This window comes from Bradyrhizobium sp. BLXBL-01 (assembly GCF_051853025.1).
Taxonomy (GTDB): Bacteria; Pseudomonadota; Alphaproteobacteria; order Rhizobiales; family Xanthobacteraceae; genus Bradyrhizobium.
In genome coordinates this window covers 5,886,415-5,900,733 of the sequence record NZ_CP182471.1, presented here as the reverse complement: position 1 = coordinate 5,900,733, position 14,319 = coordinate 5,886,415, and the positions used below count along the sequence as shown (strand labels likewise).

At 63.7% G+C, this 14,319-nt stretch carries 17 protein-coding genes; 11 read left to right on the top strand and 6 right to left on the bottom strand.

Annotated features, from left to right (window positions below; translation table 11 throughout):
* Positions 1-6: 6 nt before the first annotated feature.
* The 3 genes from ACNJYA_RS27390 (at position 7) to ACNJYA_RS27380 (ending at position 3,317) form a co-directional block, all read left to right on the top strand.
* Positions 7-963, top strand: coding sequence for an ABC transporter ATP-binding protein (locus ACNJYA_RS27390; protein ID WP_439403477.1), 957 nt, complete (start codon positions 7-9; stop codon positions 961-963).
* A 75-nt stretch (positions 964-1,038) separates the two neighbouring features.
* On the top strand, positions 1,039-2,106 hold the full coding sequence (locus ACNJYA_RS27385) for an alcohol dehydrogenase (protein WP_212254770.1): 1,068 nt from the start codon (positions 1,039-1,041) through the stop codon (positions 2,104-2,106).
* Positions 2,107-2,237: 131 nt separating this feature from the next.
* Positions 2,238-3,317, top strand: a complete 1,080-nt coding sequence (locus ACNJYA_RS27380) for an isocitrate/isopropylmalate dehydrogenase family protein (RefSeq protein WP_212254771.1) — start codon at positions 2,238-2,240, stop codon at positions 3,315-3,317.
* A gap of 41 nt (positions 3,318-3,358) precedes the next feature.
* On the opposite strand, the gene ACNJYA_RS27375 is transcribed toward ACNJYA_RS27380, so the two are convergent.
* From ACNJYA_RS27375 to ACNJYA_RS27360, 4 genes are all read right to left on the bottom strand, one after another.
* Positions 3,359-3,640: a hypothetical protein gene (locus ACNJYA_RS27375; protein WP_172783940.1), complete on the bottom strand. Its 282-nt coding sequence runs from the start codon at positions 3,638-3,640 to the stop codon at positions 3,359-3,361.
* A 105-nt stretch (positions 3,641-3,745) separates the two neighbouring features.
* The gene (locus ACNJYA_RS27370; RefSeq protein WP_439401032.1) at positions 3,746-4,567 is read right to left on the bottom strand and encodes an enoyl-CoA hydratase; all 822 of its coding nucleotides are present in this window, start codon (positions 4,565-4,567) and stop codon (positions 3,746-3,748) included.
* Between the two features lie 316 nt (positions 4,568-4,883).
* The gene (locus tag ACNJYA_RS27365) at positions 4,884-5,255 is read right to left on the bottom strand and encodes a helix-turn-helix domain-containing protein (RefSeq protein WP_020608151.1); all 372 of its coding nucleotides are present in this window, start codon (positions 5,253-5,255) and stop codon (positions 4,884-4,886) included.
* A 29-nt stretch (positions 5,256-5,284) separates the two neighbouring features.
* The gene (locus ACNJYA_RS27360; RefSeq protein WP_172783942.1) at positions 5,285-6,334 is read right to left on the bottom strand and encodes a LysR family transcriptional regulator; all 1,050 of its coding nucleotides are present in this window, start codon (positions 6,332-6,334) and stop codon (positions 5,285-5,287) included.
* Between the two features lie 483 nt (positions 6,335-6,817).
* Here ACNJYA_RS27360 and ACNJYA_RS27355 point away from each other — a divergent pair, with 483 nt between their 5' ends.
* The 4 genes from ACNJYA_RS27355 to ACNJYA_RS27340 all read left to right on the top strand — a co-directional run bounded on the left by ACNJYA_RS27355 (position 6,818) and on the right by ACNJYA_RS27340 (position 10,233).
* Positions 6,818-7,084 (top strand): hypothetical protein, encoded by a 267-nt coding sequence (locus ACNJYA_RS27355; protein WP_025034806.1) that lies wholly within the window; start codon positions 6,818-6,820, stop codon positions 7,082-7,084.
* 204 nt (positions 7,085-7,288) lie between these two features.
* Complete coding sequence (locus ACNJYA_RS27350) at positions 7,289-8,020, top strand: cytochrome c biogenesis CcdA family protein (protein WP_212254774.1); 732 nt, start codon at positions 7,289-7,291, stop codon at positions 8,018-8,020.
* Between the two features lie 144 nt (positions 8,021-8,164).
* Positions 8,165-8,437 carry a hypothetical protein gene (locus tag ACNJYA_RS27345; RefSeq protein ID WP_036025895.1) on the top strand — a complete coding sequence of 91 codons (273 nt, stop codon included), beginning with the start codon at positions 8,165-8,167 and terminating at the stop codon, positions 8,435-8,437.
* A gap of 251 nt (positions 8,438-8,688) precedes the next feature.
* On the top strand, positions 8,689-10,233 hold the full coding sequence (locus ACNJYA_RS27340) for a peroxidase family protein (RefSeq protein WP_212254775.1): 1,545 nt from the start codon (positions 8,689-8,691) through the stop codon (positions 10,231-10,233).
* Between the two features lie 107 nt (positions 10,234-10,340).
* On the opposite strand, the gene ACNJYA_RS27335 is transcribed toward ACNJYA_RS27340, so the two are convergent.
* Entirely contained in the window at positions 10,341-10,685 is a 345-nt protein-coding gene (locus tag ACNJYA_RS27335; protein WP_439401031.1) for a DUF1236 domain-containing protein, read from the bottom strand.
* A 137-nt stretch (positions 10,686-10,822) separates the two neighbouring features.
* On the opposite strand from ACNJYA_RS27335, the gene ACNJYA_RS27330 reads away from it, so the two are divergent.
* Entirely contained in the window at positions 10,823-11,056 is a 234-nt protein-coding gene (locus ACNJYA_RS27330) for a hypothetical protein (RefSeq protein ID WP_172783947.1), read from the top strand.
* An 88-nt stretch (positions 11,057-11,144) separates the two neighbouring features.
* On the opposite strand, the gene ACNJYA_RS27325 is transcribed toward ACNJYA_RS27330, so the two are convergent.
* Positions 11,145-11,324 (bottom strand): hypothetical protein, encoded by a 180-nt coding sequence (locus tag ACNJYA_RS27325; RefSeq protein WP_439401030.1) that lies wholly within the window; start codon positions 11,322-11,324, stop codon positions 11,145-11,147.
* Between the two features lie 80 nt (positions 11,325-11,404).
* Here ACNJYA_RS27325 and ACNJYA_RS27320 point away from each other — a divergent pair, with 80 nt between their 5' ends.
* The 3 genes from ACNJYA_RS27320 (at position 11,405) to ACNJYA_RS27310 (ending at position 14,317) form a co-directional block, all read left to right on the top strand.
* The gene (locus tag ACNJYA_RS27320) at positions 11,405-12,403 is read left to right on the top strand and encodes a TRAP transporter substrate-binding protein (protein WP_212254777.1); all 999 of its coding nucleotides are present in this window, start codon (positions 11,405-11,407) and stop codon (positions 12,401-12,403) included.
* Positions 12,404-12,485: 82 nt separating this feature from the next.
* The gene (locus ACNJYA_RS27315; RefSeq protein ID WP_212254778.1) at positions 12,486-13,001 is read left to right on the top strand and encodes a TRAP transporter small permease; all 516 of its coding nucleotides are present in this window, start codon (positions 12,486-12,488) and stop codon (positions 12,999-13,001) included.
* Positions 12,998-14,317: a TRAP transporter large permease gene (locus ACNJYA_RS27310; RefSeq protein WP_212254779.1), complete on the top strand. Its 1,320-nt coding sequence runs from the start codon at positions 12,998-13,000 to the stop codon at positions 14,315-14,317. The genes ACNJYA_RS27315 and ACNJYA_RS27310 overlap by 4 nt, the downstream gene beginning before the upstream one ends.
* Positions 14,318-14,319 lie beyond the last annotated feature (2 nt).

Below are 14,319 nucleotides of genomic sequence, written 5' to 3'. Positions count from 1 at the left end.
CTTGCTGTGCGCCCCGCGCCGCTTCTGAGCGTCGACAATCTCGTCGTCGAATATGGCCTCGGCAACAAGATTGTTCATGCCGTCTCCGGTGTCAGCCTCCAGGTTGCGCGCGGCGAGACGCTCGGACTGGTCGGCGAATCCGGCTGCGGCAAGTCGACGCTCGGCCGCGCCGTGCTGCAACTGCGCCGCGCCAAGTCCGGCCGCGTGATGTTTGACGGCGCGGACCTCACCGCGATGGAGGGCGAGGCGCTGCGCAGGATGCGCCGCCGCGTGCAGCTGATCTTTCAGGACCCGATCGCCTCGCTCAACCCGCGCCGGCGCATCGGCGACATCGTCGCCGAGCCGCTGATCATCGCTGGCGTCAAGGATGCCGCCGAACGCAAACGGCGCGTTCACGAGGTGCTCTCTGCGGTCGGGCTCGACCCCGATCTCGTGGCCAACCGCCTGCCGCACGAATTCTCCGGCGGCCAGTGCCAGCGCATCTGTATCGCGCGGTCGCTGGTGCTCAACCCCGAATTCATCGTCTGCGACGAACCGGTCTCGGCGCTCGACGTCTCCATTCGCGCGCAGATCCTCAACCTGCTGGAGGAGATGAAGGCGCGCTTCGGCCTGACGCTGCTGTTCATCGCCCATGACCTCGCGGTGGTCAAAGCGGTCAGCGATCGCGTCGCGGTGATGTATCTCGGCCGGCTCTGCGAGGTCGGCCCTTCCGAGCAATTGTTCGCGCGGCCTGCGCATCCCTACACCGCGCTGCTGTTGCGGGCGATCCCGGCGCCCGATCCAGACGTGCGTCCCGCCGAAAGTGTGGCGGCCGGCGAGCCGCCATCGCCGATTGCGCCGCCATCCGGCTGCCGCTTCCGCACCCGCTGCCCGCGGGCCGATCAGCGATGCAGCGCGGAGATACCGGAGTTGCGCGAGGTCGCTCCCGGCCAGTTCGCGGCTTGCCACCATCCGCTGGCTTGAACTAAGACCGGTTTGTCTCGCCCCGCCGACCGTGGCATGGTGGCGCGACAACAAGAAGCATGCGGGAGGACGCCGATGAAGAGTTTCAAGGTTGCCGATTTCAAGGCGCCGCTGCAGGAGTTCGACGAGGCTACGCCGCAGCCCGCGGGCACGCAGGTGCTGATCAAGGTGAAGGCCGCCGGTGTCTGCCACAGCGACCTTCACATCTGGGAAGGCGGCTACGATCTCGGCCATGGCCGCAAGCCGCTCTCGTTGAAGGACCGCGGCATCAACCTGCCGCTGACCATGGGCCACGAGACCGTCGGCGAGGTCCTCGCCTTCGGCCCGGACGTGAAGCCGACCGACCAGGGCGACCTGAAGGTCGGCGATGTCGGCCTGGTCTATCCCTGGATCGGCTGCGGCAAATGTGCCACGTGCCTCGCCGGTGACGAGAACATGTGCCTGACGCCGCGCTCGCTCGGGGTCTATTGCGACGGCGGCTATTCCGATCACATGCTGGTGCCGCATCCGCGCTACCTGCTCAATCTGAAGGGCCTCGATCCCGCGACGACCGCGCCCTATGCCTGCTCGGGCGTCACCACCTACAGCGCGCTGAAGAAGGTCGAGCAGCATTTCGACACGCCGATCGTGATGTTCGGCGCCGGCGGTCTCGGCCTGATGGCGCTGTCGCTGCTGAAAGCGATGGGCGGCAAGGGCGCGATCATGGTCGATATCGACGCCAGGAAGCGCGAGGCCGCGGAGAAGGCCGGCGCGCTCTCAACCGTCGATCCCAAGGCGCCGGATGCGCTGGAGCAGCTTGCCAAGAAGGCCGGCGGGCCGATCCGCGCCGTGATCGACCTCGTCGGCAACTCTGCGACGACGCAGCTCGGCTTCGACTGCCTGACCAAAGGCGGCAAGCTCGTCATCGTCGGCCTGTTCGGCGGCGGTGCGACCTGGGCGCTGCCGCTGATTCCGATCAAGGCAGTGACGATCCAGGGCAGCTATGTCGGAAACCTGCGCGAAACGCAGGAGCTGCTCGACCTCGTGCGGTCGAAGAAGGTGCCGCCGATCCCGGTGACGCAGCAACCGCTCGCCAAGGCCAACGACGCGCTGCTGCAATTGCAGCAGGGCGCGGTGGTCGGGCGTACGGTGCTGACGCCGTAACGAACGCTCTCTCCGTCGTCATTGCGAGGAGCGAAGCGACGAAGCAATCCAGGCTGCCTCCGCGGAAAGATTCTGGATTGCTTCGCTCCGCTCGCAATGACGACTTGGCTAACTCCTTCCTCGAGGCTTCCATGTCCGCAAACAACGCCTTCCACATTGCCGTGCTCGCCGGTGACGGCATTGGTCCGGAGGTCATGGCGCCGGCGCTCGAGGTGCTGCGCAAGGTCGGCGAAAAATCCGGCCTCGGTTTCCGCTTCACCGAGGCTCCGGCCGGCGCCAACCATTATCTCGCGACCGGCAAGTCGATGCCGGATAGCACCATCAAGCTCTGCGAGGAGGCTGACGCGATCCTGCTGGGCGCCTGCGGCCTGCCGTCGGTGCGCTACCCCGACAATACCGAGATCGCGCCGCAGATCGAGCTGCGTTTCATCTTCGATCTCTATGCCGGCGTGCGTCCGGCGCGGCTCATTCCGGGCGTGCCGAGCCCGATCGTCGGCGCGGACCAGCGCGGCATCGATCTCGTCGTGATCCGGGAGTCCACCGAAGGACTGTTCGCCTCGATGGGCAAGGGCGTCGTCACCCATGAGGACGCGCGCGAGACCATGGTGATCACTCGCAAAACCTCCGAGCGCCTGTTCGAGTTCTCGTTCCGCCTCGCCGAGCGGCGCAAGGCGCGTGGCAAGCCCGGTGCGCTCACCTGCGTCGACAAGGCGAACGTGTTCAAGGCCTTTGCGTTCTTCCGCGGCATCTTCGACGAGATCGAGAAGAAGCATCCAGGCGTGAAGACCGACCGGCTCTATGTCGATGCCTGCTCGGCGATGCTGGTCAAGCGTCCCTGGGATTTCGACGTGATGGTGATGGAGAACATGTTCGGCGACATCGTCTCCGACATCACCGCGAGCCTGATCGGCGGCCTCGGCATGGCGCCGTCGGCCGACATCGGCGACAAGTACGCGGTGTTCCAGCCCTGCCACGGCACGGCGCCCGATATCATGGGGCAGGGCAAGGCCAATCCCACCGGCATGATCCTGTCCGCCGCGATGATGCTGGATTGGCTCGCCGACAAGCACGGCGTCGAGAGCGCCGCGGAGGCCGGCGAGACGATCGAGCGTGCGGTGGACCAGGTCTATGCCGGCGGCATCAAGCCGATGGAATTCGGCGGCAGCAACGGCACGGCTGACATCACGAAGGCGGTGCTTGCGGCGCTGTAGTCGAAGCGCGCGCGAAAGCGGTCCTCGGGGCCCTACGTCATTTACCAGCGACGCCAGTGGCGGTGGCCGTAATAGCCATATGGCCGTGGCCCGTAGAAACGGCGTGGACCGTAATAGCCATAGGCGCCGTAATAGTTCGGTCGCCACCAGCAGCGGCCCCAAGCGTTGCAGACCATGCGGACCTGATCGATATTCGCAGCCGGACCGCTTGCGATCTTGTCGGCCTGCGGGATGCCGTTCGGCATTGCCGCAAGCGCCGGTCCCGACGCGAGCGACACACCACCCACCGCAGCCAGCGCAAGAACAGCAATTCTGAGTTTCATCGCAATCTCCCTCGTTGGTGGCGGGAGAACTTGCGGGAGATCAACTGGTTGCTATGGCGACTGGGCCGCGCGCGGAATTTAATCTTCCTGAATGTCGGTTCAGCTTCAGCGGCCCTGAAACTGCGGCTTGCGCTTTGCCATGAAGGCCTGCCGGCCTTCCCGGAAATCGTCCGAGTCCATGCAGGCATTGCCGATCGCCTTGATCGCGTCCATGTCGCGTGCGCTCTCGTCTTTCAAGACCTGCGCAATGGTGATCTTGGCGGCCTTGATCGCGAGCGGAGCATTCTGCGCGATCGTCTCGGCAATCGCCATGGTCTCGCCCCAGAGCTCGCCTTGCGGGAACACGCGCTCGACGAGGCCGATGCGCAGCGCCTCGGCGGCATCGATGCGCATGCCCGTGTACATCAGGAGCCGCGCCCAGGACGGGCCGACCAGCGACACCAGATGCTTCAAGCCGTCATAGCCATAGGCGATGCCAAGCCGGGCCGCGGGAATGCCGAACTGGCTGTCCTGCGAGGCGAGGCGGATGTCGGCGAGCATCGCGACCTGCATGCCGCCGCCGAGGCAATAACCGTCGATGCAGGCGATGGTCGGCTTGGGATAGTCGGCGAGGAGGGCGCGCTGGGCGGCGCTGCGCCTGGCGTATTGCTCGGACGCCGCCGCGTTGTGCCTGACCTTCTCGAACTGGCTGATGTCGGCGCCCGAGACGAACGCCTTGCCGCCGGCGCCGCGCAGGATCACGACGCGCACCTTGTCGTCGTCGCGCAAGGCGGTCAGCGCCTCGCCAAATCCCTCCCACATCTCCAGCGACATCGCGTTGCGCTTGTCGGGATTGTTGAAAGTGATCACGCCGACGCCGTCGGCCGTGTGCGTGAGGACCTTGCCGTCGGCGTAAAGTGTTCCGGTCGTGCTGAAAAGGTCTGGCATCGCGCGCTCGCTGCTCGGTGGCGAGGCGCAATGTGCGGCGCAGGCGCCGCCGCGGTCAACCGGCGCTGGAGAGCAGAGCCTGCATCCGGCCGTGCTGCGATTGCATGGCGCACGACGCTCGACGGGGCCGAGACCCGAAGGAAGACAGCCAGGAAAAAGGGGCGGTCAGGCCGCTCCGAAAATCAAGGCCACGCGCGAATCGCGCGCGGGCCAAGTCAAGTTCAGATCGGATCCAGCCGATCTCGTGCAATCCGGCCGCGTCCCCGTGACGCGGCGGATTGAACGTCGGCCGTGAAGGCCGGACCGTCGATCGGCCTCAGCTCTCGTTCGCCGCGATCGATTCCATCAGCGAGACGAGCTGACGCTGCACCGTCTGATCCTTGATCTTGCTGTAGGCGCGCAGCAGGCGGAGGCTGAAGGCCGAGTCGAGGAAGAGCAGGCTCTCGACTTCGCGGGCCTTGTTGTCACCGTCGTAGAAGAAGGTCACGGGCACATCGAGGGCGGAGGCGATCTGCTGAAGCCGGGCCGCACCGACGCGATTGACGCCCTTCTCGTATTTCTGCACCTGCTGGAAGCTGACGCCGAGCTTCTCGCCGAGCTCGGCCTGCGAGATCTTCATCTCGACGCGCCGCAGACGAATCCGCTTGCCAAGCTCGATGTCCGGCTTGCCCGCGCTGCGCTGCTTCATTCTTTTCGCCGCTGCTTTCATCTCTGTTTTCACCTTTGTTCTTCGGTTGAAAATCCCCCGAAGAGCTGGGTCAGGGGTTCGCCCATATACGAGTGCTTGAATTCGTGCGGGTGCACGAACTCTTCCTTAAACCACGGGAAACGAGCCGGATTGAAAGCCTCGATCAGCCAGTCAATCATGTGCCTCACGCGCGGAATACGGCCGCTACCGGGATGGTAGGACAGCCAGATATCCAGCGGCCGGTTCAGCTCGACCTCCAGTGGAATCAACTTCCCGCCAAGCGCGATGGCGTAGCTCGGGAAGACGCCGATGCCGGCGCCATTCGCGACCGCCCAATAATTGGCGCTCGAGACGTTGGTCTTCATGACCAGAAGGTCACGTTCGGACACGCCCGGGAAGAAGCTCTCGAAAGATTCCTTGGCGGCGAGCTGGTCGGCGAATTGCAGCACCAGACGATGCTTGATCAATTCCGCCGCCGAGCGCGGCGCGCCATGCTTCTCGATGTATTTCTCGGAGGCCCAGAACATCAGATGCATGCGGCCGAGCCGCACCAGCTTGATGTCGAGCGCCGAGGGACGGGACAGATGGATGGCGACGTCGGCCTCGTGGCGCGAGACGTCGGCCGAGCGCATCGCGCAATGCAGGTCGACCAGGATCTTCGGATAGGCCTGCTGGAATTCGACCAGGCGCGGGGCCAGCCAGAATGTGCCGAGCCCCTCGGTGACGGCGACGCGGACCTCGCCGGACAGGGCGTTGGCCATCGAATCGCTGGCGCGCAGCACGTCGAAGGTGGCCGCCTCCATGCGCTCGACGGCGGACACCACCAGGGCGCCCTCATCGGTCAGATGGGTGCCGTGGACGTCGCGGGTGAATAACGTGGTGCCGGTCTGGCGTTCGAAATCGTCGATCCGGCGCCGCACGGCGTTGATCGACAGCGACAGGCGCTCGGCCGCCGAGCGAAAGCTTCCGCTTCGCACGACTTCCAAAAATATGCGGGCGGTGTCCCAATCCGAGAGGCCGCTGACATTTGTCTTTGGGCGTTCCGCCAGCGGAACGCCCCTTTCCGCCAAGGAGTGCATACAATTTCCTTTGGAAAGCTAAACTGGCAGAATCTGGAGCAAACCACAACCACGACGGGTTGGGGAACGACGAGTTTTGAACGTCATCCTTACTACCTGAGGGCGGTATTTGGATGCTGCCATGAGCTGGAAATTCGGGCGAGACTATCGGCTCGACTGAGGGGTATGGCGTGAGTTCCGTTGCGAGCCGCAAAATGGCTGCGGGATTGCCGGCGCTGTCCGCAATGAATGATCTTGCGCGCAAGTCCATGCTGTCGCCGCTGATGGATCGACACACCGCATCAGACGTTTGCTCCCAAAGCATTTCGGCGATCGCCGATGGTGCCGCATGGCGATGGCGGCCGGAAATACGGTTCCACAGCAGAAACACACTGAAATCCGGTTCGAAGGCGCAGTCGCCTCGTGCTATCTTTTGTTTTCCATGGGGGGCCGAAGGGGCGTGAGCGATACGTCTCGCAGGCCGAATTAACGGAAAGAACGCCGGTGTCGCATTCAGACGAACAGTTGCAGTCGGTGCTGGAAACGCTCGAGGAGTGCCGCAGGGTTCTCAATGCGTGCAACAGCCGTGAGTCGGCCGAGATGCTGTCCATCGTCATCCTCGACGTCAGGATGAAACTGAAAGGAATTGACAGTGCCGATCTCAAGGCGCTGTGCGACGAAATGCTGCGGAGCGCTGCGAGCGAGCCGCCGCCCCCTTCCAAGCAGACGCAGGACCAGCCCCGGCGTCCGCTGCTCCGCGTGGTGAAGTAGCCGCGCCGCCGAATCCCGCTTTTTGGCGAGGTTTGTGCGCGTCCCGATGCCGCATCTGTGATCACGGAGGGCATCGGGAGGAGCCTTGGTTCTGTGCGCCTCTGTTGCGCATTCTCCGGCATCGGCTACACCAGAGCCGGTTCGGCTCCGGGCCGGGCGCGTTCCCTGCGCCGTACCGGGGCCTGAGATGGCTCCGACTGCATCATGCAAAATGTTTCGATCCCGGCGGCGCTGATTGCCGGCCTCGTCAGCTTCCTCTCGCCTTGCGTCCTGCCTCTGGTTCCGCCCTATCTGATCTACCTCACGGGCGCCACGATCGAGCATGTCGAGAGCGACGAGCCGGCCGCGGCCTCCAAGCGCGCGATCATGATGTCGGCGCTCCTGTTCGTGCTCGGCTTCTCCACCATCTTCGTGGCGCTCGGCGCCAGCGCTTCGCTGATCGGCGGGCTGATCCGGGCCTGGTCGGCGGAGCTGTCGATCCTCGCCGGTATCGTCATCATCATCATGGGCCTGCACTTCCTCGGCCTGACGCGCATTGGCCTTCTGATGCGCGAGGGGCGGCTGCCGATCCCCAAACCGGTCGGCCTGTGGGGCGCCTATATCATGGGTCTCGCCTTCGCATTCGGCTGGACGCCTTGCATAGGCCCGATCCTCGCCGCGATCCTCTCGATCGCCGCGGCGGAAGCCACGGTGACGAGGGGCGCCGGCCTGCTCGCGGTCTATTCCGCAGGCCTCGGCATTCCGTTCCTGATCGCCGCGCTGATGATCGAGCAGTTCTCCGCGCTGTTCGCGCGCATGAAGGGCCACCTCGTCAATGTCGAGCGCGCCATGGGCGCCTTGATGGTGATCACCGGCATCGGCTTTCTCACCGGCGCGGTCTCGAACGTGAGCATCTGGCTGCTGGAGACGTTTCCGGCGCTGCAGACGATCGGTTAGGGCGCGAGGGGACCGGGTTTTCACGGACGAAAAAGTAGAGGAACCGTTGGAACCCGTCAGGCATGCTGTCAGGGAACGACGATTCCAAACCTTTCCGGTCCCGAGACGTTTGCATCGGGGACAAACTCGCATGGTGGAGATCACGTGACCAAGACATTGCGCTTAGAACCCTTGTCGGACAACGCGGCTTTGGTTGCTTGGCAATTTTTGGGGCAGCCGTTGCAGGAGTGGCCGAGTTGGGTTCAGTCGAATTGTTCGCTGCAGAAGGATGCCGACGGAAAATTCGAGCTTCGGCACGAGCGGCGCAGCGGCACTCAGATCGTCTATCTCGGCGAATGGCTGGTGAGAGATCTCGATGGCGGCGTCGACTTCTACACCGACGCTGAGATCTGGTCGCGGTTCGCTGCCAAACGCTGAAGCCCGATTGGGCCGGCGGTCGATCGCGCCTTAGTCTTTCCTGCTCGAGCTGCGGGCGATCAAAAGCCTGTGTCGTCGGTGGGGCAAAAAGCCTCGCGGTAGGACACATCCATAGAATGCAATCTGTGGTAATGTTTCGTCGTACTACACCCTGAGGGGCAATTCTTCTGAGCGTATACTGAAACGAGAATTTTAGATCACGACATCTTCGGCGCCCCTCTCCCCTACAGCATTTTGAGCAGGAGCAAGCGATGGGAACCGACGTGAATGTTCATCCCGGTCATGGCAAGGCCGGACGTCAACCGACGCGACAATTTCTGGATACGCTTTCCGGACACGACGATCCGGGCATGTTTGGCCGGATGTTTCCGACCCTGGAGCCGCTGGCTGTCGACGACGGTCCGCTGCATGAGCTCGCCGACGCGATGAAGGATCCCGCCCCCGGCGACGCCGCCGGAAACAATCCCAATGTCCCAGCGGGTTTCACTTATCTCGGGCAATTCGTCGATCATGATATCACGCTCGATCTGACCTCCTTCGGCGAGAAGGAAGCCGATCCGACCGCGGTCACGAATTTTCGCACGCCCGCGCTCGATCTCGACAGCATCTATGGTCTCGGTCCCGACGGAAGCCGTCATCTGTACGCGCGCAATTCGGCGACCGACAACGGCAAGACGCCGGGGCCCAAGCTGCTGATTGGCAAGACCGTCAACGTCGATGCCATCACGGGCGATCATCGCAACGACCTGCCGCGCAATCCCGAGGGGTTTGCCCTGATCGGCGATCACCGCAACGACGAGAACCTGCTCGTCGCGCAAACCCATCTTGCGATGCTGAAGTTTCACAACAAGGTCTGCGATCAGCTCGCAGCGTCCGGCAAGCCGGCGGGCGAGATCTTCGAGGAAGCGCGCCGGATCGTGACCTGGCACTACCAATGGATGGTCCTGCACGATTTCGTGGAGCGGATCACCGAGAAGGGGATCGTCGCGAAGATTCTCGAGCAGGGGCGGCGTTTCTACCGCTTCAAGAAGACACCCTACATGCCCGTCGAATTTTCAGCCGCCGTCTACCGTCTCGGCCACAGCATGGTGCGCCAGGTCTATAGCCACAACCGGATCTTCACGCCCGGCGGCCTCACTCCGGCAACCCTGGATCTGCTGTTCAGGTTCACCGGGCTGTCGGGCGGCATCATCGGCGATCTGGCGCCAAACCCGATTCAGCCGCCGCTCCCGCTTCCGGTGCTTTCGAGCAACTGGATCATCGACTGGCGGCGCTTCTATCAGGTGCTGCCGAACAATCCTGCCGGCGTGACGCTCAATCCGTCGCGCAAGATCGATCCGTTCGTCGTGCCGCAACTCCACACCTTGCCCGGCGACGGCGGCAGCCTGCCGTTCCGCAATCTCAAGCGCGGCGTGCTGTTGGGCCTGCCCTCCGGGCAGGACGTCGCCAAGGCCATGAAGATCAAGAACCCGCTGACGCCGGCCGAAATCTCCAAGGGGACCGACGGCGCGGTGGCGAAGAAGCACGGCCTGCACGAGCACACCCCGCTCTGGTACTACATCCTCAAGGAGGCGGAGCAGCGGGGCGGCGGTGAAAGGCTCGGGCCGGTCGGCGCGACCTTGCTCGCCGAGGTCTTCGTCGGCCTCGTCCATGGCGACCACCAGTCGTATCTCTGGCTCAAGGGCAAGAACTGGAAGCCGACGCTGCCCTCGCAGGTGCCGGGCGAGTTCACGATGGCCGATCTGCTGCGTTTCGTCGGGGACATCAGCCCGATCGACGGCATCTCGACGGTCTAGACCATGATCCGGAAAACCGCGCGACGCGGTTTTCCGGACAGATCCGACGTCATGCGATCAACTCGGGGAGGGAGGCGGCCGCCGAGACGGCCGCTCTCCCGTCCTGATCAGTCGATTTCCTGCACGACGGTGCGTGAGCCGGGATCGACCAGCATCACGCGCTCTCCCGAATAGACGTAGCGATACTTCGTCAGCGACGGGCCCCAATCGGACGGAACCGCCTCGAGCTCGACGTCGCTCGGCACCGTCGTGCCGACGATGATCTTCTCCTTCGTCGTGACCGGGCGGATGCGATGTTCGGTGACGTAGGATTTGATCTTGGTCCTGTATTGCGGCTCGATCTGAACCGCGGCCGCATGGCCGGTTCCCGTCGTGGTCACCACGGTGGATTGCGCAAAAGCGCCGGTCGAGATCAACGCTGCCGCGGCGGACAGCAGGAACAGCTTCTTCATCCTGGTTCTCCTCTGAGGTGAATAGCGCCGCACCAACATCTCATCGCGGGTGGCGTTCCCGGCGATTAGGAACAAATTGCCAGTTTTTCCCGTTGGGATCAGCAGGCAACGAGCCCTGCAATCTGGAGGAGGAGAACATGAAGTTGAGAATAGCGTCCGCAGCGCTGATGGTTGCTGCGTTGTCCCTGCCGGCGTTCGCGGCCGACGAGTTTTACGTCGTCCAGGACGTCAAGACCAAGAAGTGCACCATCGTCGACAAGAAGCCGACGGACACGTCCATGACCGTCGTCAGTCCCTCGGGCACGATCTACAAGACGCGCACTGAGGCTGAGAGCGGCATGAAGACGGTCAAGGTCTGCACGTCCAACTAAGGAGGAGCGTGATGCCAGTGTTGATTCTGTGGGCCGTGCCGGCGATCATCGTGATCGGCGGCGGCATCTATCTGATCGGTCATTTGCATTAGGGCTTCGAGGAGCCGCGCGGTCCTCTTGCGTGCAGCGCACAGGTCCGCACGGCTGCCTCCTGAGCGCGCCGGCCGGAGCGCCCGTTGCAGTGCAGCAGGTCGTGCCGGAGCAGCGCCGCGACGATGAGGGCCGACAACGCACGCGAAATCACTTCCGTCCCGTCGAGGTTTTTCATACGCTTGCCTCTCACAAGCCGCATAACGGCTGCGCTCACGGCCCGGCGACAGGGCTGGAGCATCAAAGGGAGGGGAGACGATGAAGCGAAGGTCATTTCTCGCTGGGATCGGCGCAACCACTGCGGCAGCTGCCATTGGCATGCCGTCGATCCTGAGGGCGCAAGCTCCGATCACGCTGAACGGTGCCGTGCAGTTCAATGACGATCATGCCTTCAACCGGGCCCTGCTGCGGTTCGAGGAGCTGGTGAAGAAATACTACGGCAAGCCCGTCAACTTCACCTTGCACAGGAACTCCTCGCTCGGCCTCGAGAAGCAGTATTTCGAATACATGTCGCAGGGCAAGGCGGTCGACTACGGCATCGTCTCGCCGGCCCACATGTCGACCTTCGCCAAGGCGGCCCCGTTCATCGATGCGCCCTTCGTGTTCAAGGGCATCGAGCACATGAACAAGGTGGTCGAAGCCAACATCCTGGCGCCGATCGCCGATGAGGTCGCGGCCAAGGCCGAAGTCGTTCTGATCGGCTATGCCGGCGGCGGCATCCGCAACATCTTCGCCAACAAGCCGCTCAAGAACCTCGCCGATCTCAAGGGCCTCAAGGTCCGTGTGCAGGGCGCGCCGATCTGGTCGAAGACCTTCGCGGCCGTCGGCATGAGCCCAACCGTGATCGCCTATAACGAAATCTACAACGCGATCCAGAACGGCGTCATTTCGGCCGGCGAGAACGAGGCGGCCGGCGTCGAGGCGATGAAGTTCTACGAAGTGGCCCCGCATCTCAACCTGACACAGCACGCCGTGTCGATCCGGCCGATCTGCTTCTCGGTGAAGACGCTCAAGACCCTGCCCAAGGATCTGCAGGACGCGATCATGAAGGCGGGCAAGGAGGCCGGCGATTACGGCCGCCAGCTCGAGTCCAGCGAAGAGGTCGTCAAGCTCGACACGCTGGAGAAGGCCGGCAAGCTCAAGCGCGTTCCGTTCGAGGAGCGCGATGCCATGAAGAAGCTCGCCGACCCCGTGATGGCCACCTACGCCAAGGAGATCGGCGCGGAAGGCATTTTCGAGAAGATCAACGTCGTCTGAGGCCGCCCCGTCCGCCGACAGCATTCCGGGCAGGCCCCGCTTCCTGCCCGGACGTGGCGGATGAGCGCCGTACGGAGCTCCAATGTCCGAAATGCACCTCCCGTCCACGCCGTCGCTGTGGCGTCGCGTCACCGCGGCCTATGCGAAATTGCTGGAATTCCTGCTGGCCGCCTGCGTCGGCATCCTGGTCATTCCGGTCACCTTGCAAATCGTCTCGCGCTACACGCCGTTCATTCCTTCCTACATCTGGACGGAGGAGATGGCGCGCTTCCTGTTCGTCTGGACGATCATGATTGGCGCCATGGTGGGCATCCGCGAGGCGCAGCATTTCGAGGTCGACGTATGGCCCGATCTGTCGCGGCGCTCGGAGGCCGCGGTGCGGATCATCGCGCGGCTCGGCGTGCTGGCGCTGGCCCTCGTGTTCGTGTTGGCCGGAATCGAATTCACACGCTTCGCCTGGAACAGAACGTCGGAGCTGGCCGATTTGCCGCTCTGGCTGATCCACGTCGCCTGGCCGGTGGCCGGCGTGACGTGGATCGTGTTTGCGGGCGAACAGATCATTGATGAAATGCGCATTCTGGTCGGGGCACAGAAATGAGCGGCACTGTACTTTCTGCCGGACAGGCCGCGATGGTGCTGTTCGGGGTCTTCATCGGCCTGCTCATCGTGCGCGTGCCGGTCGCCTTCGCGCTCGGCCTGGCCTGCGTGCCGATCCTTCTGATCGAGCCGCGCCTGTCGCTGATGATGCTCGCGCAGGAAACCTTCAACGCCTACAATTCGTTCATCCTGCTCGCGGTGCCGTTCTTCCTCCTGACGGCGAACCTGATGAGCATCGGCGGCATCACCGACCGCCTGGTGGAGCTGTCGCGCTCGATGGTCGGGCATTGGCCGGGATCGCTGGCGCAGATCAACGTCGTGCTGTCGGTGTTCTTTGCGGGCATCTCGGGCTCGTCCACCGCGGATGCGGCGAGCCAGTCCAAGATCTTCATCGATGCGCAGAGCAAGGAGGGCTACGACCTTTCGTTCTCCATCGCCATCACGGCGGTGTCGGCGGTGCTTGCCGTCATCATCCCGCCGTCGATCCTGATGATCGTCTGGGGCGGGCTTATCTCGACCTCGATCGCGGCGATGTATCTGGCCGGCATCGTGCCGGGCCTTTTGATCGCGGGCGCGCAGATGGCAACGGTGCACGTCTATGCGGTGCGCCGCGGCTATCCGACATATCCGAAGTCGACCTGGGTCGAGATGCGATGCGCCATTTGGCGGTCGATACCGGCGCTGATGACGCCGTTCATCATCGTCGGCGGCATTCTGCTCGGCTGGTTCACCGCGACCGAGTCCGCCTGCGTCGCGGTGCTCTATTCCGTAGCGCTCTCCGCATTCTTCTATCGCGAGACAGGCCTGCGCGAATTGTACAAGGCCTTGCTCGACACCGGGCGCCTGGCCGGAGTTGCCTTGTTCTGCGTGGGCACGGCGAGCGCGTTCGGCTGGTTGCTGGCCTACTACAAGATCCCGCAGGAACTGTTGGCCAACGTCTCGACCTGGGGCATGGGCACGGTCACGGCGGGCTTCTTCATCGCCTTCTGCTTTCTGGTGGTGGGCTGCTTCCTCGACGCCATCCCGGCGATCATCATCGTCGGCACCGTGCTGGAGCCGCTCGCCAAGTCCGTCGATCTCCATCCGGTCCAGTTCGCGATCATCTCCATCGTGTCGCTGGCCTTCGGACTGGTGACGCCGCCCTATGGCCTCTGTCTGATGATCGCCTGCTCGATCGCCGGCGTGCGGCTGCGCTATGCCCTGAAGGACACGATGATCATGCTGATCCCGATGCTGCTCGTGCTGGCGGCGCTCATCGTCTGGCCCAGCGTGTCGCTGTTCCTGCCGCGCTTGATCGTGCCGGAGATGCTCAAATGAGC